Source organism: Sulfurovum sp. XGS-02 (assembly GCF_023213175.1).
GTDB lineage: Bacteria > Campylobacterota > Campylobacteria > Campylobacterales > Sulfurovaceae > Sulfurovum.
Genome location: NZ_CP093312.1, coordinates 1,850,617 through 1,873,993, shown reverse-complemented (window position 1 = coordinate 1,873,993; position 23,377 = coordinate 1,850,617). Strand labels below are relative to the sequence as shown.

Here is a 23,377-nt window from a genome sequence, read left to right as displayed (position 1 = left end):
TATACTTTTTCAGATAAAAATGTAGGAGAGTAACTTGAGTCAAACCATAGAAAACATCAAAAAAGAGATCTCTAAAGTCCTTGTCGGCCAAGACAAGATGATCGAAGGGCTTTTGGCAGGTTTACTTTGCCGCGGGCATATCCTGCTAGAGGGTGTTCCGGGACTTGCAAAAACGACCGCGGTGAATGCTTTGGCAAAGACACTGGGGCTGGACTTTAAACGTGTACAGTTCACCCCTGACCTGCTTCCCTCTGACATCATAGGTACTGAGATCTATGACCCTTCCAACAATACATTCAAGATCAAACAAGGTCCTATCTTTACCAACCTTTTGCTTGCCGATGAGATCAACCGTGCCCCGGCTAAAGTACAGTCAGCTCTGCTTGAAGTGATGCAGGAGAGACAGGTGACCATCGGTGATGAAACCTTCAAAATAGACCTTCCCTTCCTGGTCATGGCGACACAGAACCCGGTAGAACAAGAGGGTGCCTATGAACTTCCTGAAGCACAGCTTGACAGATTTATGATGAAAGTGGTGGTGGGCTATAACACAAAAGAAGAGGAGCTGGAGATCGCAAGACGTGTAGCCAATAACAGTTTTGGCCAGATCCAACAGGTAGCAACGATTGAAGATCTCAACAAGATCAGAGAAGAAGCACTTCAAGTGCATATGGATGAAGAGATCGAAGCCTATATCATAGAACTCATTTCTGCGACACGTGACCCCAAAGCGTACGGCCTGGAGGAGCTTGAAGCCTATATCGAATTTGGTGCAAGTCCGCGTGCAAGTATCGATATGTATAAAGCTGCCCGTGCGATCGCCTACTTGAAAGGGCAGGATTATGTTTCCCCTATAGAGATCGCCTATATCGCTAAAGAGATCCTTCGCCATCGTATCATACTCTCTTATGAAGCACAGGCAGAAGATGTAACACAAGATGAGATCATAGAGAAGATTTTAGCGGCTGTTCCAATCCCGTAGAGGTAGTTGTCTTGAACAAAGCTGTAAAGAAAATCATTCTTAAGACCAAAAAGCAAGTCTATGGAGATATGCTGGGAAATAATGCCTCGCTCTTTCAGGGTGAAGGCTTTGAATTTGCAGAACTTCGCGAGTATGTCTATGGTGATGATGTGCGTAAGATAGACTGGAAGACAACGGCAAAACTGGGTAAACCTTTTGTAAAGATCTATAAAGAGGAGCGGGAGCTCAATGTCGTGGTCGTTTCGATGCTTGGCGGGTCTGTCTACTTTGGTACCGTGAAACAAAAGTCGGACATTATCGCAGAAATCGTAGCTACCCTTGGTTTTTCAGCTGTAAAGAACAGTGATCTCTTCTCACATATGATCTTTGCAGATCAGCTCTATGAAGCAAGTAAAGCAAGTAAAAAACTCTTTTCCGTACACAAAGCAGTGGAAGATGTTTTTGAGTTTGACCCCATAGGAAAAGAGGGTGATTTCTCTGCCTTGGTCGAGACACTGCATGACCGTTTGAAAAAGAAATCCTTGCTCTTTATCGTGTCCGATTTTGTGGGTGACATAGATTTGAAGCTACTGAGTAAAAAACATGATGTCTTTGCCGTGATGGTACGTGACAGGTTTGAAGAGGATCCATCAGAACTGGGGTATCTCAGACTGATAGATATGGAGAGCAAACAGAGCTTTGAAGGGGATGTGGACAGTGCGACACTCAAAAACTACAAGAAAGCACTGCATGATAATGACGAAAAACTCTACAAGCAGTTTAAAAAACAGGGGATACGGTTCACCAAGATCTATACGCACGAAGAACCGGCACTCAAATTAATGAAAAGAATGAGGTGAGGAACGTAAAATGAACCAAACAGAAAACATCAATGAGCAACTCAGAGACATCAAGCCTTTGCTTGAGATACCGGACAGTTCTTATTATATCTATTGGGGTTTGATCGATCTTGCCATGCTCTTGGTGGCGGTTATTCTCTTTTTCATAGCGAAGAAACTGTGGGATAACAGAAAGGTCAATCTTGCCAAAGGCTACCTTGAAGCGATGAAAAAGATAGACTGGAAAGAGACCAAAAAATCAGCCTATGAAGCCACACATTATGCAAGACTTTTGGCAACAGATGAGAGACGAAAAGAATTGTTTTCTCAACTCGAACCGCTGCTTGAACGGTATAAGTATAAAAAAGAGGTAGATGCAGTAGATCAGGATACACTCAACAAGTTCAACCTCTATGTACAGGTCGCGGATGAGTCAGTTTAGTTTTGAGTATCCGTACCTGTTGGGGGTACTGATTTTATTCATTCTTTGCAGTATTTGGTGTAAAGAGAGAAGCCGTGCACTCTTTTTCCCTCATGTAAACACACTGTTGGCAAAGAGTGCAGGGAAATCCTCCCTGCTCTCGGTCTTAAAATGGGTGGGGGTGACAGCAGCGGTGATCGCATTGGCTTCGCCGGTCATCACAAAAAGCTATTCAAACACCAAAAAAGAGGGACGTGACATTGTACTGATCATCGATTCGAGTGATTCGATGAGACAGCAGGGGTTTGACCCTTCTGATCCATGGAAAAACAAGTTCGATGTGGTCAAAGAGGTCGTGGGTGATTTTATAGAAAAAAGAGAGAATGACCGTATAGGTATGGTCACATTTGCAGACATTGCCTTTATCGCATCCCCTTTAACCTTTGAAAAGAAGTTTTTAACAGACATCACAAAAATGCAAGAGATGGGTATGGCAGGGAAACGAACAGCGATCAATGATGCGATCGTGCAGAGTTACAATCTTTTGAATAAAAGTAAGGCCAGGTCCAAGATCGCCATTTTGCTTACCGATGGTATAGACAATATGAGCAAGGTACCGTTTGCAGATGTGAAAAATCTTATAGAAAAACGTGATATCAAACTCTATGCTATCGGTGTAGGGGATGCACGTGATTATAATGCGCAGTACCTGAAGGCATTGGCAGATGCGGGTAAAGGATTGGCATTTGGTGCGCAGGATGCAACGACACTCTCTCAGGTCTATGGTGAGATAGACACACTTGAGGCGACAAAGATCGATGACAAAAAGATCGTGCAGCATACCTATCTCTACATCTATCCGCTCTTTTTGGCTATCTTGAGCCTGTTGTTGTTTGTCTATATTAGAAACAGTAGGGGGTTATAAAGATGAGCTTTGTCAATCCGCAGTTTTTTTGGGCGCTTATTGTCCCTTTTGTCATCTTTGCGTTTCTCATCTCAACAAACAAAGAGAGGCTTGCCCGTATCTTTGATGAGAAAGTGCTGAAACGTTTGAGTGCGACTGATGAGAGTATGCCCATGGTCGTACGTAATATACTGATGCTCTTGGCACTTTTTCTGATGATCGTTGCCATGGCCAGACCGGTGATAGAAAAAGGGGATAGAATCGTAGAGGTGCAGGGGTTGACACTGCTTACAGCCCTGGATATCTCCGGTTCTATGCGGAGTACCGATATCTATCCCAACCGTTTGACCTTTGCCAAAAAAAAGATGAGCGTGTTGTTTGATGCCATGCCGAGTGATGAGATAGGCGTCGTGGCTTTTGCTTACAGTCCTTTTGTATTGGCCCCTTTTTCCAGTGACAAGGAGACTTTGAAAATGATGGTAGAAGGCGTAGATGACAGCTATATCAACATGGGCTCTACAGATTTTTCGGCATTGGGTGAACTGGCAAGTAATTTACTTGAAAAAAAGAGACCTAAGATACTGGTACTCTTTACAGACGGTGGAGATGAAGAAGCCATTACAGGTTTTGCAGAGATACTCAAAGAAAACAGGATCGACCTTTATGTTGTACTGGTAGGAACGGAAAAGGGAGCACCTGTGATCGATGAGAATGGCAAACCTTTTACACTGGAAGACGGTACCATAGCCATTACGCAGAGAAACGACTCCTTGGGTGAACTGGCCAAAGAGAATGATGGTGCGTATGTGGTAGCGAGTACAGGAAAAGAAGATATCACTCAGCTGGTTTCTGTGATCAAAGGCAAATATAAAAACCAGCAGCAGGGTGAAGTGACAGTGAAAGAGCGTGTGGAGTATTTTTATTATCCGTTGGGACTTGGGTTGCTACTGCTGCTCATTTCGTTGAGTTCGATGCCAAGAAGGAGAGAAGTATGAGAAGAGTGATCTTAGTCATGCTGGGCACAGGTGCTTTACTTCATGCCGGGCTGACCGATTTCAAAACCATCAAAAAGGCACATCATGCCTATGAAGCTAAAGAGTATGGTAAGAGTGCAGCCCTGTTAAACAGTTTAGATACCAAGAGTCCTGAAAAACAGTATGATATAGGAAATGCGTTCTATAAAGATAAAAAATATGATGATGCGATCACAGCCTATGAAAAGGCAGAAGGTGTAGACGAAGCAACAAGGCTACATAATATCGGTAACAGTCAGTTTCAGAAAAAAGAGTGGGACAAAGCCATTGAGTCATATGAAAAGGCCCTGGAGTTGAAAGAGGATGAGGATACAAGATTTAACCTTGAATTAGCTAAAAAACAGAAGCAGCAAGAAGAGCAAAAAAAACAAGAACAGCAAGAGCAAAATAAAGATCAGCAACAAAAGCAGGATCAAAAACAGAACAAAGAACAAAAAGATCAGGATAAGAAAGAACAAAAGCAAAAAAATAGAGATCAACAGAAGAAACAGGACCAGCAAAAAAAAGATCAAAAAGAGAAAGATCAAAAAAAGAAAGAAGAGCAGAAGAAAAAAGAGGGGGATAAAGAGAATTCAGACGTCCAAAAAAATAAAAAGCCCCAAGAGAAAAAAGGTGATAAAAAATCATCTCAATCCAAAGAGCAAAAAAAGATGAGCAAAGAAGAGAAGCTCAAAGAGCAAGAGTTAAAACGTCTTATGAAAAAGATGGGACAGAAAAAAACACCTACGATGATGTATCAGATGGGTGAGAGTAAAAAAGGTCAAAGGAGTGAAGATGCAAAACCTTGGTAAAGTGTTATTGGTCATAACATTGGTTTTACAGGTGATGCGGGCCGATGGCGTAGAGGCCACGGTATCAAGTACGGAAGTTGTCAGTGGGAATGCTGTTGAGTTACGCATTAAAGCCATAGGGAACAATGTAGAATTTCCGGATATTCAAATGATCGATGGAGAGCGTGTCACAGGGACCAATTCTGGCAGCAGTAGTTCCTATAGCTATATCAACGGACAAATGAAAAGTGAGCACGCTACGACCAAAACCTTCACTTTTGTTCCCGATAAAAATGTCACCATTCCTTCGTATGAAGTGAAGATAGACGGTAAAAGCTATCAAACCCAACCTATTGAGATAAGAGTGGTTAGATCCAATGCATCGTTAGGGCAGAACGGTGATATGTTCTCTTTGCAGATGCGCGCAAACAAAACAAAGGTAATGGTAGGTGAATCACTGATGGTAACGGTCTATTTTTCTTTGAAAAATAGTGTAAGGCTATCACAGGATATACAGTATACACCACCTGGTTTTCCAGGCTTTACTGTAACAGATGGCGGTGAGCAAAATGCCTATATGAAGGGAAATTATCAAGTTCAAGAAGTACGCTATCTTCTTACCCCGCAGAGAGAAGGGAATTTTACAGTAAGCCCGGCCTATGCCAAAATAGGTGTAGCTGATAGAGGCAGAAGAGATATCTTCGGTATGGTCTTTGGAACAAAATGGAAGCAGGCAGCATCAAACACACTGCAGATAGAAGTTGTACCTCAAGCACAAGAGAGTGATCTCGTAGGAGATTTTACGATAAACGCAACGATCGATTCACAAGAGGTAAAAGCCAACAAACCGGTCAATCTCACCGTGAAGATAGAGGGTAAAGGGAATCTGGAAAGTTTTGAATTCCCAAAATATGAGATTGATGGTGTCACAGTCTATAGTGACGAGGCTAAAATAGAAACAAAGGTTGTAGATGGAGCACTCCATAGCAGTTACAGTAAAAGTTTTGCCTTTATATCAGATGAGGACTTTGTGATCCCGGCACGAAGTTTTTCCATGTTAAGACCAAAAGATACAGAGCTCCAAGAACTTACTGTAAACCGCTATGATATTACTGTTAAGAAGCCATCTACTGCATCTTCCTCAACGGTACAACCGCATACAAACGGTGTAGTACAAACAAAGATATCAGAACCTGCAGAGACAAAAGAAGTGATCGTGGAGAAGCAGGTTGAGGTAAAGAGTGTGGCATGGTGGATGTTGGCAGCAGCCTTTTTCTTGGGTATGCTCTTTATGGCTGCTATAAGATGGTTTCCCCGTGTAGTAACACGAACAGCAAGTCCTTATAATGAATCGGAAGCATTGAAGATATTGTATGGGCATATGAGTGAGGATGCCGAGATAGAAGAGATGGTTCGTAAACTCTATGCCCGTAAGAATGGTGACAGATCTGTAGAGATAGACAAAAAAGTACTCAAAGAGATGGTGGATCGCATTAAGCAGTCGTGAAGCGTTTCACGATGGTAGTGTAGCAGTGTCAGTCTAAAATATCATGTAAGGTGTTGGCTTCCCTCATCCAGTCGTTCAACGTCTCCCACTCTTCATTCTCTACCATCTTTTCGCATTTTTTCAGCTCTGCCTGAAATGAGTGTATTGCTTTAAGTACATTGCTCTTGTTCTGTCGGAAGATATCTTCCCACATATTGGGAGAAGATTTGGCGATACGGCTCATATCTTTAAATCCACCCCCTGCGAGTGCGACAATACTTTTGGAATCTTCCTGTGCCATCACAGAGTTTGCCAAGGCATAACTGATCGCATGGGGCATATGAGAGATGAAGGCAGCATGTCTGTCATGCTCTTTTGCATCCATACAGACGATATTCATACCTATGTCGGTAAAAAGTTTTTTGGCAACATTTTGTTGATGTTCCCCGCTTTTTTCAAGGTCACAAAGCACAACCACTTTGTCTCTATAGAGGTCCTCAAGCGCAGCAGTGGGACCAAACTTTTCAGTACCGGTCATAGGGTGTGCCGCCACAAAATTGTGCCGGATCTCAGAAGGGATGGAAAGAGAGATCTTCTCTTTGGTACTTCCCAGATCGATCACCGTACAGGTATCAGATAGGGTACCTAACTGTTGAGAAACAGAGATAATACCGTCAACCGGGATACTAAGCAAGATGATATCACAGCATTTGAGGGCTTCAATAGAGTTGGATATTTCATCTACAAGTCCGAGTTCAAGTGCTTGAGAACAATGAAGTTCATTGTGGTCCATGCCTATGAAATAATAGTCTTTGGAGTACTTTTGAAGCGCAAGACTTAAAGATCCGCCCATAAGTCCTAAACCCACGATACCAACTTTGATTTTAGCCATAAAATACCTACCTCATTTTTTGGAAGAGTATAGCATGATTTATCTGTTTCTTATGAGAATCTTATTGAAAAACCGATAGAATATTGGCAAATTACACTAAGGCTTAACGATGATCAAAAAGACGGCACTGGTTCAGATACTACTTTCTTGGATGCTTGTTGGTTCACTCCTTTCAGCTCAGAAAGTTACACAGATTAAATTTGAAGGACTTGCGCATCTTTCTCCAACAACTGCAAAAGAAATCGCCGGCATTCGTGTAGGTGAAGAGATAAATGCTGGAAAGATCAACACTTCCATTAAAAACTTTTTTGCACAGGGATATTTTAAAGATGTGTGGGTAGACCAGCAGGGTGGCGTACTTATTTACCATTTTAAAGAAAAACTGGCTATCGCAAATGTGGATATCAAAGGGTATGGATCAGGGGATGATGGTATGAAGCTTCTGGAAGGTATAGGTCTTAAAAAAGGCGACCTTTATGATGAAAGACGTGTGAAGAAAGCCAAAAGAACACTGATTGCCAAGCTGGAAAGCCAAGGCTACTATGATACAGTGGTTGATGTGAGTACAAGCCCTATAGGTGAAAGCAGTATGGCAATTGTATTTGATGTCAACAAAGGTGAGAAGATCATTATTGAAGAACAAAACTTTGTGGGTGCTGAGGAGTTGGTTCAAAATGATCTTGAATTGGATCTTGCGAACAAAGAAAAAGACTTCCTTGGTTGGATGCCATGGAGGAATAATGGTGAAGCGACTGTAGATCAGCTTGAATATGATGCCTATAGAGTCAAAGATGTCTACATGAGACATGGTTATTTGGATGCCTATGTCAGTAAACCGCTGATGAGGGTAGATTTTGGTTCTTATAAGGCCAAAGTGGATTATCAGGTCGTTGAAGGGGTACAGTATCGTGTAGGAACCATAGGTATCACACAAGATGTCAAAGGGCTTGATACCGAAGATCTAAAAGACGAGCTGATATTGAAAGAGGGTAAGATCTTCAACATTAAGCGTATGCGAAAAGATATAAGTATCTTGGAAGAGGAAGTGGGTAATCTTGGTTATGCCTTTGTAAAAGTGGCTCCGCAAATGCATAAAGATCCCGAAAAGAAGATCATTAACCTGAACTATGTGGTTCAACCGGGAGAAGTTGTGACGATCAATGATGTGATCATCTCGGGTAACGACACGACCAAAGACAGGGTGATCCGCCGTTATATCTATTTGGCACCCGGCGATACCTTCAGTGCCAGAGATCTCAAAGATTCAAAGAATGCATTAGGAAGAACAGGGTTCTTTGAAAAAGTCGATGTTGAGAGTCAGAGGATCTCGGCGAACAAGATCAATCTTCTTGTGAAAGTCAAAGAGACCTCCACAGGTACGATCTCTGCGGGTGGTGGATACGGAAGTTATGAAGGTTTGATGTTCAATGCGTCTATTTCAGACAGGAACTTCTTTGGTTCAGGTATCAATACGACCTTAGGTTTTGAATTATCAAAGATCTCAACAAACTACAATCTCTCTTTTGTCAATCCGAAAGTATGGGACAGTATGTATAGTTTGGGACTCAGTTTGTATAAAAAAGAGTATGAGTATATTGACTATACGCAAGACCAGTTAGGGGGTTCTCTGAATATAGGTAGAGAGTTCTACAGATACTTCCATGCATCAGTAGGGGTCGGATACGTAGATAACAAGTCAACGATCAATGATACAAATAATACACTCTTCAATGATTATTATTTTAATCTTTACAATGACCAGTATAAAAAGAGTTCGCTGTTCGCAAGTGTTAGTTTTGACAACACGGATGATTTCTATGTACCAAGGGAAGGTATGATCGCAGCGCTCAATTTTGAGTACGGACAATTGGATGGAGATGATTATAATGCTACACGATATCCCGGTGGTTTTGCAGATATTTTCAAGACAAGTGCAAAGGTGGGACTCTATTATGGGTTGGAAGACTGGATCGATTATGATCTTATCTTGCGCCTAAAAGGAAGAATGACAACGATTATAAGTGATGATGACAAGTATCTTCCTATCGCTGAAAAGCTCTTTTTAGGGGGTATAGGATCTGTAAGAGGGTATCAACCGTATACGCTTTCACCATTGGACCCAACGACATATACACGTACGGGAGGTGAACATAGAGCTTCTGCAAGTGTTGAAGCAAGTATTCCTCTTTCTGAAGCTGCAAAGATGAGACTGGCATTCTTCTATGATTATGGTATGATTGGTGAGGACAGTTTTGATGAGATCACAAGATCATCAACGGGTGTGGTTCTGGAATGGCAGTCAGGATTCGGACCGATCAACCTGGTATTTGCTTATCCGATCGATGAAAAAACAGGGGACCAAACAGCAGCATTTGAGTTCTCTATGGGGAGTAAATTCTAGCATTCCACATCCAGAGGCAAGGGGCACCCTTGCTTCTAACACGCTCCTTAAACTCCCAGCTTCTTATTTTTAGGTACGGTACTTTCATCTTCTATAATGATGGCAAAAGGTATGGGTTTCTCTAAAGCTTTGACTTTCTCTTTTGCCAGGTATAGGGGTTTGTCAGAGATGATACGGAGTGTTCTGTTCTCATAAGTAAATGTGATGCCGGCACTGTTAGAGGCTTCTTGCAGAAGTACAGTCAGAGTATAGATAAAGCTTAGCCAAAGCAGTGTACTTTTTTCGGGGAGAAGCGGTTTATAGTGTTTAAAGAGCGGTTTGTTCAAAAGTTCCTTTTCATGCATTCGCAACAGGAACGATATAAGAAGTATCTCTTTATGGGTAAACCCATAGTTGAGCTCCTGCATAGCAATATAAAAGGCATGTTGGTGTGATCGGTAGACAGTCAGTGTCTGTCCGATGCTGGAGAGTTTGACTGCCCAGAGCAGTTCTTTTTCATACTGTTTATCATCAGAGATATCTTGCTGCAAAAGGGTATAGAGGTTTGAAGCGAGTTTGCGTTTTGTCTTCTGGTTCTTTTGTATATTGACCAAAGGTTGAAATCTATCCAAGATAGAGGTAACACTGGGATTAATACGGCTTGGGAATTTGAGGTTGTCTTTTTTCAACAGTTGTTCCAAAAATACCCCCTCTCTCACACCGGCCGCACTTGAAATAACCGTCTGGGTACCGATATGAGAAAGTATTTCATTGAAGATCAGTGTTCCCTCGCGTATCGTATCATATCGGTTCTTTTTCAAGCCGAAACGTTGCAGGTTTTTGACACTGGAGAGAGGAATGGCATCGAGGTAGGATTTGTGTTCTTGCACACTATAGGAAAATGCATGGAGTTTATCCAACGGGTATGAAATTTGTTTCATGATCCCTTTGGAAAGGGTTCTTGCAGTTCCCCCTATACCAATGGCCAGTGTATGTTTAAAATGCTCTGGAAGTTGAGCCAAGGCCTGTTGTATGTATGTTTTTGCTTTTTCATTGATCTCTGAAGTGTTTACGCCTTTGTCAAAAAAGAGTTCTTTGAGTCTTACCGTACCAAGATCAAGGGAGAAGGTATCAACGATATACCCGTGTTTTATGAGCGTCATATCGGAGGATCCCCCTCCGATGTCTATACTGATCCCCTCGCTGATAGGGAGTAGATTCACTGCAGCAATACCGCCGTATTTTGCCTCTTTGTTGCCATCGATCACTTTGATGGAAAGTCCAAGTTCTTTTTTTATCCATTGGACGAACTCTTTTCCGTTTGGTGCATCTCTCAGTGCAGAAGTTGCGACACATAGTGTTTTATGTGCTTGATATTTATCGATGGTGTGAAGGAAGGATTTTAAAGTGAAGTAGGCTCTTTTGATGCCGATGGGTTGGAGATAACCCTCTTTTTCATAAGCGCCTTCACCGATGCGAACTTTGGATTTTTGTTCGCAAATAAGATGAAAGCCGTAACGACTTGTTTTTTCAAAGATCACAAGTCTTGCTGAGTTTGAACCGATATCAATGATAGCAGTTCGTTTTGACATGGACTAACTACTCTTCTTCTTGCAGTTTGTCATATTTGAATTTTAACTCTTCAACGTTTTCCACATTGTCAGGATCCGGGACAATACAGTCTACAGGGCATACTGCGATACATTGAGGTTCGTCAAAATGACCTACACACTCTGTACATCTGTCAGGATCAATAATATAAATTGGATCATTTTCTTCGATTGCCTCATTCGGACATTCTTCTCTACATGCGTCACATGCGATACATTCGTCAGTTATTACTAATGCCATGGTTTCCTCTGTGTATGTTATTTATAGGAGTTATAACGGAAGAAAGCTTATGCTTAAATTAAATTATCTGTGAATTGATCATAAAATTTTACTTTGGTAGTTTTTTGGTAAAATAGAGCAGGATTTATGGACTGTTTTACCTGCAGTTTTTATCCTGTTTTTGCGATGAAACCATAGTCAAATTCCCGTAATATCCCAGGTATGAATTTGCTTATTTTTTGCCATGATAAACCTTATACGCCAAAATAAATTTCACGATAGCAGTACAAAATAGACACGTTTTATCTATAAAAAAGAGTGAGTATATTTGTAGGATAAGCTGTTCTCATCCAGACAGGAGGAAAACGCCAAATGGGTTCAAAGGGTTGACCTATGAGATCTTTTTAGGAAAACAGAACCTGTAACCGCGTCTTCTGACCGTTTCGATGGTAGTGATATCAAGAGGTTTATCCATTTTTTGACGGATCTGGTTGATAGCGACTTCGATCACATTCGGTGTTACCAGCTCAGGCTCTTCCCAGATAGCATCAAGCAGCTGCTCTTTAGAGACGATCTGATCTTTATGCATGGCCAAATGGGTCAAGACTTCAAATGGTTTCCCCTTGAGCTCTATCTCTTCCCCCTCATAGATGATCTTCTCCTCTTCAGGATTGATGATAAGGTCATCTATTTCGATAATGTTAGAAACACCAAAGCGTAGCTTCGCTTCAATACGTACCAGTAAAATATCATAATCAAGAGGTTTTCTGACAAAGTCGTCGGCACCGGATCTTAGTGCTTTGATCTCACTCTCTTTGTCTTCACGTTCAGAAAGAACAATGACAGAGGTTTTGTGTGCTTCTGTTTTGATAGTAGAGATGATATCTAGATTCTTATCACTGCCGGACGGCCATCCAAGTAGTACTAGATCGTAGTTTCTGATCTGCAGAAAATATCTTGCATCATCAAGATTTTCAGCTACATCATTTTGATAACCCTCTTGCGTCAACGTATCTGAAAGTGTCTTACTCTGTGTCACTTCATTTTCTATGATCAATATTCTCATAACATGCACCTTTTTTTAATCTTTTAAGATTTGTTTAATAATTATAACATAAAAAAGAGCGCTTTTTAAAAAAAATTTAAAAATTCCAAGTTTTACTTAAGGAAACCGTGCATTGGGGTAAGATATCGGGTTTAGAAATTTTGAGTGAAAGTGTCTGAAGCTGCGGGTAGGTTGTATAGAGTAATTCTTTGAGTCCTAAAAGTGCATTCTCTAAAAGTTCATAACGTTTTTCTTTGAGCTCATTTTGTATCAGCAGTACCATATCTGCGTAATCGATAAATTGATCATCGCTGTAATCATAAGAGGCTTGAAGATTGATGATGACACGCTGGGGTCTGTCTCTTTCAAAGTCCAGTAAGCCGATGATCACATCAAAAGTCAGATCCTCTATGTGTATGGTCATATCAGACCTTGCCTTCTTCTTTTTTGAAAAGTCTTACGATATTTGGAATATGTTTATAAAAGATGATAAAGGCAATGATCCAGATCGGTGCATGGGAACCTATACCAGGCACTTCGGGATAAATGACATAAGAGGCCACAATGAACGCTGCAAGTCCAATAAGTGACGAGAGTGATGAGATCTTCAGCCCTTTAGCGGCTATCAACCATACCACAATGGCTATGAGTGCAGGTTTAGGCATCATGACGAGGAGTACACCAAAGCCGGTTGCCACACCTTTTCCTCCTTCAAAAAACAAAAATGCCGAAAAACAGTGGCCCACAACAGCAAGTACTGCAAGGGTCCAGAGTACACTTTCGGGTGCATTGAGCATCATCGCTATGAGTATCACAAGTGCACCTTTGATAGCGTCCAAAAAGAGTGTGATCGCCCCTAGTTTTTTTGCCAGTTTTGGGTCTTGTTCTTTGACCACACGAAGTACATTGGTCGCACCGATATTCCCGCTTCCGGCCTCTTTGATATCCACACCAGCAAACTTTTTAGCGAGTAGGTATCCAAATGGGATCCCCGATATAAGATAGGCTGCAAGATAGAGTAAAATATTCTGATTTGTTAAAAAGTCCATGATTTGTCCACAATTAAAATTTATACTGCAATTTTAACCGAATTTTGATAAAATAGCCACAATAGTTAAGGATATATAAGATGAGTATTGATTATAAAGCTGAGATAAACAGACTAAAAAAAGAATTGGATGTTACGGTTGTGGCACACTATTATCAGCGTGATGAAGTATTTGAAATGGCTGATATCACTGGGGACAGTCTTGAACTGGCACGCAGATGCCAGGCAGATACAAATCCTTGGGTCGTTTTTTGCGGTGTCGGTTTCATGGGCCAAAGTGTCAAGGTCATTGCCCCTGAAAAACGTGTGCTCATGCCAAAAATCGCGTGTTGTGCTATGGCACGTATGATGGATGGATCGTATTTTGACGAATCGGTACAGTATATGGTAGATAGAGGTATCGCCAAAGAGGATATCCTGCCTATTACCTATATTAACTCTGATGCTTCGGTTAAGGCAAAGGTAGGAAAGATGGGCGGACTGGTATGTACATCTTCCAATGCATACAAGATCATCGAGAAAGGTTTGGAGAGCGGGAAGAAGATCCTCTTTGTTCCGGATCGATGTCTGGGACAGAATTTCGCGATACAGATGGGATTGAAGTCTTGTGTGATCGGTGTAGAGGAAGAGGGGAAAGAGTGTGATCCTAAAGAAGCGGATATCATCTGTTTTAACGGTTTCTGTTCTGTCCATCAACTCTTTACGGTCGATGATGTAGAGTTCTACCGAAACAAGTACCCAGGCATTAAAATAGCCGTACACCCCGAATGTGACCCAAGTGTGGTGCTTGCAGCAGATTTTTCAGGTTCTACCTCACAGCTTATCAAGTATGTCAATGAGCTCGACCCTGAACAAAAAGTAGCCATAGGTACAGAGTACAATCTTGTGAACAGAATGAGAAAGGGAAATACCTATGTACTCTCTTCCACCAAACCGGAGTGTCCTACGATGAATGAAACCACTCTGGAAGACTTGTACAATACACTCAAGTCCATAGAAGATAACCAGCCTATCAATGAGATCGTAGTGGACCCCGATACGATCAAATATGCCAATGTGGCATTAGAACGTATGTTGGCGATAAAATAATGTTAAAAGAGAGATTTTTAAAGGCTTTAGTAGCTGAAGACCTGGGGCGCGGAGACCTTTTCTCGCGTATCAGTACGAGTAAATCCATACGGGCATATATCATTGCTAAGAGTGATGGTGTACTTGCGGGGCAAGAGTATGTCGAAACCCTGGCAAAGATGTATGACCTGACACTGGAGTGGGAAAAATCTGACGGGAGTCGCTTCAGCAAAGGTGAAAAACTTCTTTTTATCTCAGGAGATTCTAAAACCATTCTCTCTTTGGAACGTTCTATTTTGGATATGGTCATTCATGCAAGTTCTGTAGCGACTTTGACGGCTAAGTATGTGGATGCCATCAAAGATACGGGTGTGAAGTTGCTGGATACAAGAAAAACCAGACCTTTACTGCGAGAGTTTGAGAAATATGCCGTACGCTGCGGCGGAGGGATCAATCACCGTATGGGCCTGGATGACTGTCTTATGCTCAAAGATACACATCTGCAGACCATAGAGGATCTGGATGCCTTTATGAAAGAGGTACGACAGAAAATACCCTTTACTTCGAAGGTTGAGATAGAGTGTGAAAGCCTTGAGATGGTGAAAACAGCGATGAAAGCAGGAGCAGATATCGTGATGTGCGACAATATGTCAACAGAAGAGACCGCTAAAGTCGTTGCATACAGAAATGAAAACTTCCCCCATATTCTGCTCGAGGCCAGCGGTAATGTAACCCTTGAAACGATCGAAGAGATAGCAAGTACTGGAGTCGATGCGATCAGTTCAGGCTCGATCATTCATCAGGCAAATTGGATCGATCTGTCTATGAAGGTGGAGTAGTAACACTTTATTAATACTCTTTGTATATAATCTCTGACCGTGTGAATTAAACCAAGAAAGAATAAAATGATACGTGAGAGCCTCCCCTATGATGAAGTCCGAAACAAGATAGAAGATGCGGGTTCTATCACCATACTTTCCCATCTGAACCCGGATGCAGATACGTTAGGAACGGCGTTGGGTATCTATGGATTGTTAAGTAGTGATAAAAGATTAAAGGTTGAAATAGTCAATGCTTCAACGGAGTTACCGCTTTATCTTGATTTTCTGCCAAACTTTAAAAAGATCAAGCATCATATCGATTATGCTGACAGTGTGATAATCTCCTGCGACTGCGGGAGTGTGGATAGGCTGGGGTTTGATCTAAAGGGGCGAGATATTATCAATATCGATCACCATCAGAGCAATACACGCTACGGGAGTATCAACGTGGTGATACCAGAGTATGCCTCTGCATCACAGGTGGCATTTGCCTTGTTTAAAGCACTTTATCCTATCAAGGCTGATGCAGCAAGCTGTTTTTACACAGCACTGCTCTCAGATACACGGTTCTTTACAACCTCTTCGGTCAATGAAGAAGTGTTTACCGTAGCAAAAGAGCTTGTTCAGGCAGGTGCTTTACCTGATGAAATTGCCCGTCACTTCACCCAGAGACGGCCTTTGAGTTCATTGCGTATTTTGCAAAGGGCTTTGGGCTCTTTGTCTTTATACCATGACGCGGAGATAGCTGCACTGATGGTGACCAAGGAAGATATACGTGCATCAGGTGCGACTGTACCGGATATGGAGGGTGTGGTCGACTACGCCAGGTCTTTAGCGACGGTAGAGATAGCGATATTTGCCATGGAACTGGAGCAGGGTATTCGTATCTCTTTGCGCAGTAAGAAAGTGGATGTCTCCAAAGTGGCAATGGCCTTTGGTGGCGGTGGGCATAAGGTGGCTGCAGGGTTCATCTTGGATGATAGGGGGTCACAATGCGGATTACAAGAAAGTATCGATACAATTTTAGAAAAGATAGAAGAGTTAGGATTATTGGATGAGAAATAGAAGTGGTAAAAAAAGCGGAGCAAAACTAGTGGGCGGATTATTTTTAGTTGTATTGTTGGCTTTAGTTGCGGGAGCAGGGTATGTATATACGGCACCGGAGTTTGAAAGAGAAGTACCGACAGTACATAGTGAACAACATCTCTTTTGGAACCGCAAGGACCCGTTGAAAGTGAAACTTGCTGACAATGAAGGATTAAAAAGCTTTCAATTGATCCTGAGTGACGGCACCAACAGTCTGATCGTTGGAGAGGGAACGTTGGAAGGAAAACCAAAAGAACAAATGCTTCTGGTGAACTATCCTCAAAGTAAAACACTCGATGCAAAAGCAACTAAACTAAAATTAAAAGTTGTGGTCACTGACAGCAGTCTATGGAACTTTTCCCAGGGGAATAAGAGTGAAAAAGTGATCGACATCAATGTGGATTATACAAGACCCAATGTCAATGTCGTTGCAAACTCCTACAGTATTACCCAAGGCGGGAGTGCTTTGGTCGTATTTCAAGCAGATGATGAGAATCTGGATAGACTCTATATAGAAGTCGGTGAGACAAAGTTTAAAGCACAGCCTTATAAAAAAGAAGGATATTATGCGGCGCTTATTGCATGGCCATTTACAGATACAGAGTTTAAAGCGAAAGTGGTTGCGATAGATGCTGCGAAAAACGAACGTACTGTGGGTATCCCTTTTTATGTCAAAAACCATCAGTATAAAGTTTCATGGATCAGGGCAAAAGATAACTTCATAGACGGGAAGATCACAGATCTTGCATCAAGTGACCCTGAGTATGCGCATATCGACAATAAACTCGAAAAGTTAAAAGCGATCAATGAAACGATGCGTTTAAAGAATGAAGCTTTGATCCACTCTTTAAGTAAAGAGCTCTCTTCTGATGTACTGGAAAGTTGGAAAATAAAAAAATTCTACCCGCTTAGAAACGGACAGAAGGTTGCAAGTTACGGTGATGAGAGACATTACTACTATGGGAGCAAGGAGAATGAAGTCTCCCTCTCATATCATGTAGGATATGACCTGGCCAGTACAAAAATGGCGACGATCAAAACCTCTAATGATGGTAAGGTCGTTTTTGCCAATGAAAATGGGATCTATGGAAATATGCCTATGATCGATCATGGTTTGGGTCTTTATTCACTCTATGGGCACTGTTCTCAACTCTTGGTTAGCGAAGGTGATGAAGTAAAAGCGGGAGATGCCATAGCAAAAACAGGTGTTTCGGGTCTGGCATTGGGTGATCACCTCCATTTTGGCCTTTTGGTTCAAGGTATAGAGGTCAGACCGGTAGAATGGTTTGACCAAGAGTGGATCAGAAAGAATGTGGACAATGTTTTTAAGGCTGCAGACAAGATCATTCAAGGTAAATAGCCTAAAAATTATACAGAGCAAAAGTATACACTTTGCAATAATTATTATATTATACTATAATACGCCAATAAAAAATGAGAAAGGAGGAAGTGATGCAACAAAGAACACTGAAAAAAGCTGTGGAAGTTGTAGGTATAGGTCTGCATAAAGGTGAACCGATCAAGTTGAGACTTGAACCGCTGGATGTAGATTCGGGTATTATGTTTTACCGTGAAGACCTGGCGATGAGAATACCGCTTTCTCCTGACTCGGTCATTGATACACGTATGGCAACGGTCATAGGGAATGAGAAAGGGTATATCTCGACCATCGAGCATTTTCTCTCTGCTGTCTACGCCTATGGTATAGACAATATGCGTGTGATCGTGGATGGGAATGAGATGCCGATCATGGATGGTTCCTCCATCTCTTTTTGTCTTTTGTTGGAAGAGGCAGGGATTCACGAACAGGATGCTCTAAAGAAAATCATCCGTGTGAAGCAGCCTGTTGAGGTACGTGAAGGTGATAAATTTGTGCGTCTCTTCCCGCATGAGAGTGCAGAGTTTGACTTTCGTATCAAGTTTGACCATCCGGTCATCGGTGATCAGCAGGAGCATTTTGAGTTCAGTACCAAAGCGTTTGTAGAAGAGATCGCAAGAGCAAGAACATTCGGATTTGCGAAAGATATACAGTATTTGCAAAGTCAAAATTTGGCACTGGGTGCAACACTGCAAAATGCCATAGGGCTTGATGATCATAAAGTGCTCAATCCTGAAGGGTTGCGTTTTGAGAATGAATTTGCAAGACATAAGATCTTGGATGCCATGGGTGATATGTTGGTCTCCGGTCATAATATACTGGCAAAATATGAATCCTTTGCAGGCAGTCATGATTTGAATTATAAACTTACATCTAAATTGCTCTCAGACAGTAAGAACTATGATCTTGTCGCTGTAGAAGAGTTACAAAGTAGAGCATTTGCAAAAAGCTTTGCCTAAGAGATACGAACTCCTCGTTATATCTATCTCTTCGCCTCTGTTGCTGGGGGTCTATGAAGAGGGTAAGCTGATCGATACTATCTCCAGTGAACTAAAAACTTCCGAGATCCTTTTGCCACTGATCAAAACATGCCTGGACAAATACGATATCAGCAGGATCATCTATACCAGGGGTCCCGGCTCCTATATGGCGATAAAACTCACCTATATCATGCTTAAAACGATAGAGATCCTGCAGGGGATAAAGTGTGTCGGATGCAGCGGTTTTGCATTAAATGAAGGGGAACCTATCAAAGCGGTAGGAAACCTTTATTTTATCAAGGAAAAAGAGACTATAATTACAAAAAAATTTGAACAAGCGATCAATGTAAAATTTACATTGCCTCAGAGTATTCAAGATCTTGAATTGGATGAAGAATCAACACCTGAGTACATACTTCCAGCTGTTTAGAATCCTGTGATCTGTCGCATGATCGAACAGCTGAAGTTGACAAAGTGTCAGCGTAGTTTTTGGAGATCCCTCTAAAAGCGTTCAAAATAAGGACAATGATGTTTATAAGCGTACCTGCAACCTCTGCAAACCTAGGCCCCGGATTTGATACCTTGGGGCTTGCAGTAGACCTAAGAAATGAAATCACGATCACACCTTCAAAATTTTTGAGTCTCTCTACACATGGGGAGGGTGATGACAATCCTAAAATAAAGAAAAATTCCCTCTTCTTAAGTATTTTCAATGAAAATTACAAAAGACTGACCGGAAGAGAGGATAATTTTAGATTTGAATTTCATAACCGTATTCCCATCTCAAGAGGATTGGGAAGTTCTTCTGCGGTGATCGTGGCTGCATTGAGTGCAGCGTATACTGCGGCGGGCAAGAGATACAACAAAAGAGAAATACTCAACCATGCATTACGCTATGAGCATCACCCGGACAACATCACACCGGCAGTGATGGGCGGATTCAATGTCGCCTGTGTAGAAGGTGACAGGGTTTACAGCAAAAAAAGACGTATGCCTGATTATCTCAAAGCGGTAGTGGTCGTACCTAACCGTACGATATCTACGGCAAAATCGCGTACTGTCCTGCCCAAAATGTACAGAAAAGAAGAGACCGTCTATTCACTCTCACGCTCGTCTTATATGACAGCACTTTTTATGAGCGAATCCTGGGACCTTTTGCGTATCGCATCCAAAGATAAGCTGCATCAGGCAAGACGAATGAAAATGATGCCTGAACTGTTCGATGTACAGAAGTTGGCACTGAAACATGGTGCACTGATGAGTACGCTTTCAGGTTCAGGTTCCACTTTTTTTAACCTTGCATACGAGAAAGATGCCAATAAAATAGCACAGGCACTGCAGGCACGATTCCCTCAATTCAGGGTTTTTATTCTCTCTTTAGACAATAATGGTGTCATCACTAAGAGTTAAGCTGTACGCTTAATCTCTTTTTAGGTATAATACGCATGAATAAATCACAGCCAACACGTATGTGCATCGCTTGCCGAAGTAGACTTCCTCAAAACACTTTGATCCGTTTAAAACAAGAGGGTAGCGAGGTAGTAGGATTTGATGGTAAGGGGAGAAGCTTTTACCTCTGTGATATGTGTATACATAATGAAAAAAAAATGAAAGGCTTAGTGAAGCGTTTTAAACAAGATGAAGAACGATTTACCAGGTTATTGGAAACGTTGGCAAATGAAGTCAACATATGCAACTAGTTGCAGTATATTAAAGGAGTTAATCAAGAATGGATAAAGTTAAGATCCAAGAAATAGCAGATGAAGCAGGAGTGTCAAACGCAGATTTGCTAGACAAAGCCAAAGAGTTAGGTTTTGATGTCAAAGCAGCTAACAGTACTATCAGTATGGAAAATGCTGGTATCCTCGTAGATTATGCGATTAGCGGAACATTGCCAAAAGGCTTCAAGAAACCTGGCAGCAAAGCAAAAATTACTGTAGTCAAGAAGAAAGAGGAAGCGGTAGAGAAAAAAGCTGCGACACCTGCAGATGAAACTGAGCCAGTATCTAAGCCGGCAGCGGAAACTACAGTCGATACTCCTCAAGTGACAACAGAAGAGAAGGCTGAGCCAGCGGTTTCGGAAAGCACTGAAAAACCTGCAGTCAAAAAGGTGAAGAAACGTAAAGGGATCTCTGTTGTAAGCAAGAAAGCAGAAACTGAAGCCCCTGTTACGATAGAAGAGGCTGAAGATAAACCGCAGAAAAAAACACTTTCTCGGGGTGGAATTAAAATTGTAAGAAAAGCAAAACCTGCACCGGTAAGGGCGGCAAAGAAGATCTCTATGGAGGATCAGACACCGTATGTACCGAAGAAGAAACCTAAAAAGGTAGCAGAGGCCAGAGACAGCGGTACCAAGATAGATATCTTCAACCATGACAGTATGAGCGGTGATATCGACAGCGGTTTTGGTGAAGAAGAAGTCGTACTCTTAGATTTCTCTGATAAGAATATCTATGAAGATATGATGCGTCAAGAGCAAAAACGTAAAGAAGAAGCGAAAAAAAGAGAGCTTTCAGGCGCGGGTACCGGTAAAGGAAGACAAGGATTCCGTCCACAACAGAAACGTTCTTTGAAGCGTGGCGGTAAACGTAAGAAGTATGAGAAAGCTGAAAGTACAGAAGTGGTGACTTCCGTAGAGATCCCTGAGAACGTAAGGGTATACGAGTTTGCTGAAAAGGTAAACCGTTCTGTAGGTGAAGTGATCGGTGTACTGTTTGCATTGGGTATGATGGTAACGAAGAACGACTTTTTAAGTAAAGACGAGATCGAGATATTGGCTGAAGAGTTTGAAGTGGAAGTAACAACTGTCAACCCTCTTGATGAACTTGAAATTGCAGAGGATCATGACGTAGAAGAGGATGAGGCGAATCTTGAAGAGAGACCGCCGGTGATCACGATCATGGGACATGTTGACCACGGTAAGACTTCACTTCTTGACAGGATCCGTACTTCAAAAGTTGCAGATAAGGAAGCCGGTGGTATTACACAGCACGTAGGTGCCTACCAGGTAGAAAAGAATGGGAAGAAGATCACCTTTGTGGATACTCCGGGTCACGAAGCATTTACAGAGATGCGTTCACGTGGAGCACAGGCGACAGATATCGTAATTATCGTTGTTGCAGCCGATGACGGTGTGATGCCTCAGACAAAAGAAGCGATCGCACATACCAAAGCGGCAGGCGTACCTCTTATCGTTGCGATCAACAAAATGGACAAAGAGAGTGCCAACCCTGAACATGTGAAGTCACAATTGGCAGAGATCGGTGTCATGGCAGCAGATTGGGGTGGAGAGTATGAATTCGTCCCTGTTTCTGCACATACAGGTATGGGTATCGATGATCTGCTTGAGACCATTCTTTTACAGGCAGAAGTGATGGAACTCAAAGCCAATCCGAGTAGAAAAGCAAAAGCGGTTGTGGTAGAGAGTTCGCTTGAAAAAGGCTTTGGACCGGTGGCCAATGTGATCATTAAAAACGGTACACTGCATGTGGGTGATAATGTGATCGTTGGTAAGACGTATGGACGTATTAAAGCGATCAAACTAGATGATGGAAGTAATGCCAAAGAGATCGGACCGAGTACACCTGCAGCGATCGTAGGATTGAATGAAGTACCAGGAGCGGGTGATGAACTGATCGCAATGGATACAGATAAAGAAGTACGTGAACTGGCTGAAAAAAGAGCGGAATATGACAGAGCAAAAGCACTCTCTAAGAGTACCAAAGCATCTCTTGATGATCTTTCTGCACTGATCGCTGAAGGACAGCTCAAGTCACTTCCTGTTATTATCAAAGCGGATGTTCAAGGTTCACTTGAAGCGATCAAAGGCAGCTTAGAGAAGCTTAGAAACGAAGAGGTAAAAGTCAATATCATCCATGAAGGTGTAGGTGGTGTGACAGAGAGTGATCTTACGCTTGCCGATGCATCTGAGCACTCCGTGGTACTTGGATTTAATGTACGTCCTACGGGTGCGGTGAAAAAGAAGGCAAAAGAGTTGGGTATAGAGATACGTACCTATACGATCATTTATGACCTTCTTGATGATGTGAAAGCATTGCTTGGTGGTATGATGAGTCCGGTGATCTCCGAAGAAGTCACAGGACAGGCGGATGTACGTGAGACATTTGTTGTAGGTAAAGTAGGAACAATCGCCGGATGTAAAGTCTCTGACGGTGTGATCACCAGAAACTCAAAAGCAAGACTCATCCGTGACGGTGTGGTCATTTATGAAAGCAAGATCGCTTCACTGAAGCGTTTCAATGAAGATGCCAAAGAAGTGAAGAACGGTTATGAGTGTGGTATCATGCTTGAAAACTATAATGACATTAAAGAGGGTGACGTGATTGAAACCTTTAAAGATGTTGAAGAACAGGTTACTCTATAGGACGTCATTTGAACAAAGTCCAAGTGACAATGCTAACGCTGATGTCATTT

23 protein-coding genes are annotated in these 23,377 nt (G+C 42.0%); 17 read left to right on the top strand and 6 right to left on the bottom strand.

Translation table 11 applies throughout. From position 1 onward, the window contains the following. Positions 1–34: 34 nt before the first annotated feature. Genes MN086_RS09260 through MN086_RS09230 form a run of 7 tightly spaced genes read left to right on the top strand, consistent with a single transcriptional unit; the run spans position 35 to position 6,436 of the window. Complete coding sequence (locus tag MN086_RS09260; protein WP_248575729.1) at positions 35–982, top strand: MoxR family ATPase; 948 nt, start codon at positions 35–37, stop codon at positions 980–982. Between the two features lie 11 nt (positions 983–993). Continuing rightward, positions 994–1,821 (top strand): DUF58 domain-containing protein, encoded by an 828-nt coding sequence (locus MN086_RS09255; protein WP_248575728.1) that lies wholly within the window; start codon positions 994–996, stop codon positions 1,819–1,821. A 10-nt stretch (positions 1,822–1,831) separates the two neighbouring features. Then, entirely contained in the window at positions 1,832–2,242 is a 411-nt protein-coding gene (locus MN086_RS09250; protein WP_248575727.1) for a hypothetical protein, read from the top strand. Beyond that, complete coding sequence (locus MN086_RS09245; protein ID WP_248575726.1) at positions 2,229–3,146, top strand: VWA domain-containing protein; 918 nt, start codon at positions 2,229–2,231, stop codon at positions 3,144–3,146. The genes MN086_RS09250 and MN086_RS09245 overlap by 14 nt, the downstream gene beginning before the upstream one ends. A gap of 2 nt (positions 3,147–3,148) precedes the next feature. Beyond that, positions 3,149–4,120 (top strand): VWA domain-containing protein, encoded by a 972-nt coding sequence (locus tag MN086_RS09240; protein ID WP_248575725.1) that lies wholly within the window; start codon positions 3,149–3,151, stop codon positions 4,118–4,120. Beyond that, the gene (locus tag MN086_RS09235) at positions 4,117–4,950 is read left to right on the top strand and encodes a tetratricopeptide repeat protein (RefSeq protein WP_248575724.1); all 834 of its coding nucleotides are present in this window, start codon (positions 4,117–4,119) and stop codon (positions 4,948–4,950) included. Before MN086_RS09240 ends, MN086_RS09235 begins: the two co-directional genes overlap by 4 nt. Then, positions 4,934–6,436: a BatD family protein gene (locus tag MN086_RS09230; protein ID WP_248575723.1), complete on the top strand. Its 1,503-nt coding sequence runs from the start codon at positions 4,934–4,936 to the stop codon at positions 6,434–6,436. The genes MN086_RS09235 and MN086_RS09230 overlap by 17 nt, the downstream gene beginning before the upstream one ends. 28 nt (positions 6,437–6,464) lie before the next feature. Here MN086_RS09230 and MN086_RS09225 read toward each other — a convergent pair whose 3' ends face one another. After that, a complete protein-coding gene (locus MN086_RS09225) occupies positions 6,465–7,307 on the bottom strand; it encodes a prephenate dehydrogenase (RefSeq protein ID WP_248575722.1) in 843 nt (280 codons plus the stop codon). Positions 7,308–7,416: 109 nt separating this feature from the next. Between MN086_RS09225 and bamA the strand changes: the two genes are divergently transcribed. Beyond that, positions 7,417–9,708, top strand: a complete 2,292-nt coding sequence (gene bamA, locus MN086_RS09220; RefSeq protein WP_248575721.1) for an outer membrane protein assembly factor BamA — start codon at positions 7,417–7,419, stop codon at positions 9,706–9,708. A gap of 47 nt (positions 9,709–9,755) precedes the next feature. On the opposite strand, the gene MN086_RS09215 is transcribed toward bamA, so the two are convergent. The 5 genes from MN086_RS09215 to plsY all read right to left on the bottom strand — a co-directional run bounded on the left by MN086_RS09215 (position 9,756) and on the right by plsY (position 13,611). Next, positions 9,756–11,279: a Ppx/GppA phosphatase family protein gene (locus MN086_RS09215; RefSeq protein WP_248575720.1), complete on the bottom strand. Its 1,524-nt coding sequence runs from the start codon at positions 11,277–11,279 to the stop codon at positions 9,756–9,758. Positions 11,280–11,286: 7 nt separating this feature from the next. After that, positions 11,287–11,538 carry a YfhL family 4Fe-4S dicluster ferredoxin gene (locus MN086_RS09210; protein WP_248575719.1) on the bottom strand — a complete coding sequence of 84 codons (252 nt, stop codon included), beginning with the start codon at positions 11,536–11,538 and terminating at the stop codon, positions 11,287–11,289. A 370-nt stretch (positions 11,539–11,908) separates the two neighbouring features. Next, positions 11,909–12,583, bottom strand: a complete 675-nt coding sequence (hsrA, locus tag MN086_RS09205) for a homeostatic response regulator transcription factor HsrA (RefSeq protein ID WP_248575718.1) — start codon at positions 12,581–12,583, stop codon at positions 11,909–11,911. A 76-nt stretch (positions 12,584–12,659) separates the two neighbouring features. After that, complete coding sequence (locus MN086_RS09200; RefSeq protein ID WP_248575717.1) at positions 12,660–12,986, bottom strand: dihydroneopterin aldolase; 327 nt, start codon at positions 12,984–12,986, stop codon at positions 12,660–12,662. A gap of 1 nt (position 12,987) precedes the next feature. After that, a complete protein-coding gene (gene plsY / locus MN086_RS09195; protein ID WP_248575716.1) occupies positions 12,988–13,611 on the bottom strand; it encodes a glycerol-3-phosphate 1-O-acyltransferase PlsY in 624 nt (207 codons plus the stop codon). Between the two features lie 80 nt (positions 13,612–13,691). Here plsY and nadA point away from each other — a divergent pair, with 80 nt between their 5' ends. The 9 genes from nadA to infB all read left to right on the top strand — a co-directional run bounded on the left by nadA (position 13,692) and on the right by infB (position 23,327). Then, complete coding sequence (nadA, locus tag MN086_RS09190) at positions 13,692–14,699, top strand: quinolinate synthase NadA (RefSeq protein WP_248575715.1); 1,008 nt, start codon at positions 13,692–13,694, stop codon at positions 14,697–14,699. Then, a complete protein-coding gene (gene nadC / locus MN086_RS09185) occupies positions 14,699–15,517 on the top strand; it encodes a carboxylating nicotinate-nucleotide diphosphorylase (RefSeq protein ID WP_248575714.1) in 819 nt (272 codons plus the stop codon). The genes nadA and nadC overlap by 1 nt, the downstream gene beginning before the upstream one ends. A gap of 66 nt (positions 15,518–15,583) precedes the next feature. After that, a complete protein-coding gene (locus MN086_RS09180) occupies positions 15,584–16,564 on the top strand; it encodes a bifunctional oligoribonuclease/PAP phosphatase NrnA (RefSeq protein ID WP_248575713.1) in 981 nt (326 codons plus the stop codon). Then, positions 16,554–17,945, top strand: a complete 1,392-nt coding sequence (locus tag MN086_RS09175) for a M23 family metallopeptidase (RefSeq protein WP_248575712.1) — start codon at positions 16,554–16,556, stop codon at positions 17,943–17,945. Before MN086_RS09180 ends, MN086_RS09175 begins: the two co-directional genes overlap by 11 nt. A 92-nt stretch (positions 17,946–18,037) precedes the next feature. Then, positions 18,038–18,922 (top strand): UDP-3-O-acyl-N-acetylglucosamine deacetylase, encoded by an 885-nt coding sequence (lpxC, locus tag MN086_RS09170; RefSeq protein ID WP_248575711.1) that lies wholly within the window; start codon positions 18,038–18,040, stop codon positions 18,920–18,922. Beyond that, on the top strand, positions 18,903–19,373 hold the full coding sequence (locus MN086_RS09165; protein ID WP_248575710.1) for a hypothetical protein: 471 nt from the start codon (positions 18,903–18,905) through the stop codon (positions 19,371–19,373). The genes lpxC and MN086_RS09165 overlap by 20 nt, the downstream gene beginning before the upstream one ends. Before the next feature lie 98 nt (positions 19,374–19,471). Further along, a complete protein-coding gene (gene thrB, locus MN086_RS09160) occupies positions 19,472–20,353 on the top strand; it encodes a homoserine kinase (RefSeq protein WP_248575709.1) in 882 nt (293 codons plus the stop codon). Between the two features lie 35 nt (positions 20,354–20,388). Further along, positions 20,389–20,643, top strand: coding sequence for a DUF448 domain-containing protein (locus MN086_RS09155; protein ID WP_248575708.1), 255 nt, complete (start codon positions 20,389–20,391; stop codon positions 20,641–20,643). A 29-nt stretch (positions 20,644–20,672) separates the two neighbouring features. Next, positions 20,673–23,327 (top strand): translation initiation factor IF-2, encoded by a 2,655-nt coding sequence (gene infB, locus MN086_RS09150; protein WP_248575707.1) that lies wholly within the window; start codon positions 20,673–20,675, stop codon positions 23,325–23,327. Positions 23,328–23,377 lie beyond the last annotated feature (50 nt).

Coding starts and splice junctions, on each gene's coding strand:
- MN086_RS09250 (WP_248575727.1), top strand. CDS start 1,832: ATGAACCAAACAGAAAACATCAATGAGCAACTCAGAGACATCAAGCCT.
- MN086_RS09245 (WP_248575726.1), top strand. CDS start 2,229: ATGAGTCAGTTTAGTTTTGAGTATCCGTACCTGTTGGGGGTACTGATT.
- MN086_RS09240 (WP_248575725.1), top strand. CDS start 3,149: ATGAGCTTTGTCAATCCGCAGTTTTTTTGGGCGCTTATTGTCCCTTTT.
- MN086_RS09235 (WP_248575724.1), top strand. CDS start 4,117: ATGAGAAGAGTGATCTTAGTCATGCTGGGCACAGGTGCTTTACTTCAT.
- MN086_RS09230 (WP_248575723.1), top strand. CDS start 4,934: ATGCAAAACCTTGGTAAAGTGTTATTGGTCATAACATTGGTTTTACAG.
- MN086_RS09225 (WP_248575722.1), bottom strand. CDS start 7,307: ATGGCTAAAATCAAAGTTGGTATCGTGGGTTTAGGACTTATGGGCGGA.
- bamA (WP_248575721.1), top strand. CDS start 7,417: ATGATCAAAAAGACGGCACTGGTTCAGATACTACTTTCTTGGATGCTT.
- MN086_RS09215 (WP_248575720.1), bottom strand. CDS start 11,279: ATGTCAAAACGAACTGCTATCATTGATATCGGTTCAAACTCAGCAAGA.
- MN086_RS09210 (WP_248575719.1), bottom strand. CDS start 11,538: ATGGCATTAGTAATAACTGACGAATGTATCGCATGTGACGCATGTAGA.
- hsrA (WP_248575718.1), bottom strand. CDS start 12,583: ATGAGAATATTGATCATAGAAAATGAAGTGACACAGAGTAAGACACTT.
- MN086_RS09200 (WP_248575717.1), bottom strand. CDS start 12,986: ATGACCATACACATAGAGGATCTGACTTTTGATGTGATCATCGGCTTA.
- plsY (WP_248575716.1), bottom strand. CDS start 13,611: ATGGACTTTTTAACAAATCAGAATATTTTACTCTATCTTGCAGCCTAT.
- nadA (WP_248575715.1), top strand. CDS start 13,692: ATGAGTATTGATTATAAAGCTGAGATAAACAGACTAAAAAAAGAATTG.
- nadC (WP_248575714.1), top strand. CDS start 14,699: ATGTTAAAAGAGAGATTTTTAAAGGCTTTAGTAGCTGAAGACCTGGGG.
- MN086_RS09180 (WP_248575713.1), top strand. CDS start 15,584: ATGATACGTGAGAGCCTCCCCTATGATGAAGTCCGAAACAAGATAGAA.
- MN086_RS09175 (WP_248575712.1), top strand. CDS start 16,554: ATGAGAAATAGAAGTGGTAAAAAAAGCGGAGCAAAACTAGTGGGCGGA.
- lpxC (WP_248575711.1), top strand. CDS start 18,038: ATGCAACAAAGAACACTGAAAAAAGCTGTGGAAGTTGTAGGTATAGGT.
- thrB (WP_248575709.1), top strand. CDS start 19,472: ATGTTTATAAGCGTACCTGCAACCTCTGCAAACCTAGGCCCCGGATTT.
- MN086_RS09155 (WP_248575708.1), top strand. CDS start 20,389: ATGAATAAATCACAGCCAACACGTATGTGCATCGCTTGCCGAAGTAGA.
- infB (WP_248575707.1), top strand. CDS start 20,673: ATGGATAAAGTTAAGATCCAAGAAATAGCAGATGAAGCAGGAGTGTCA.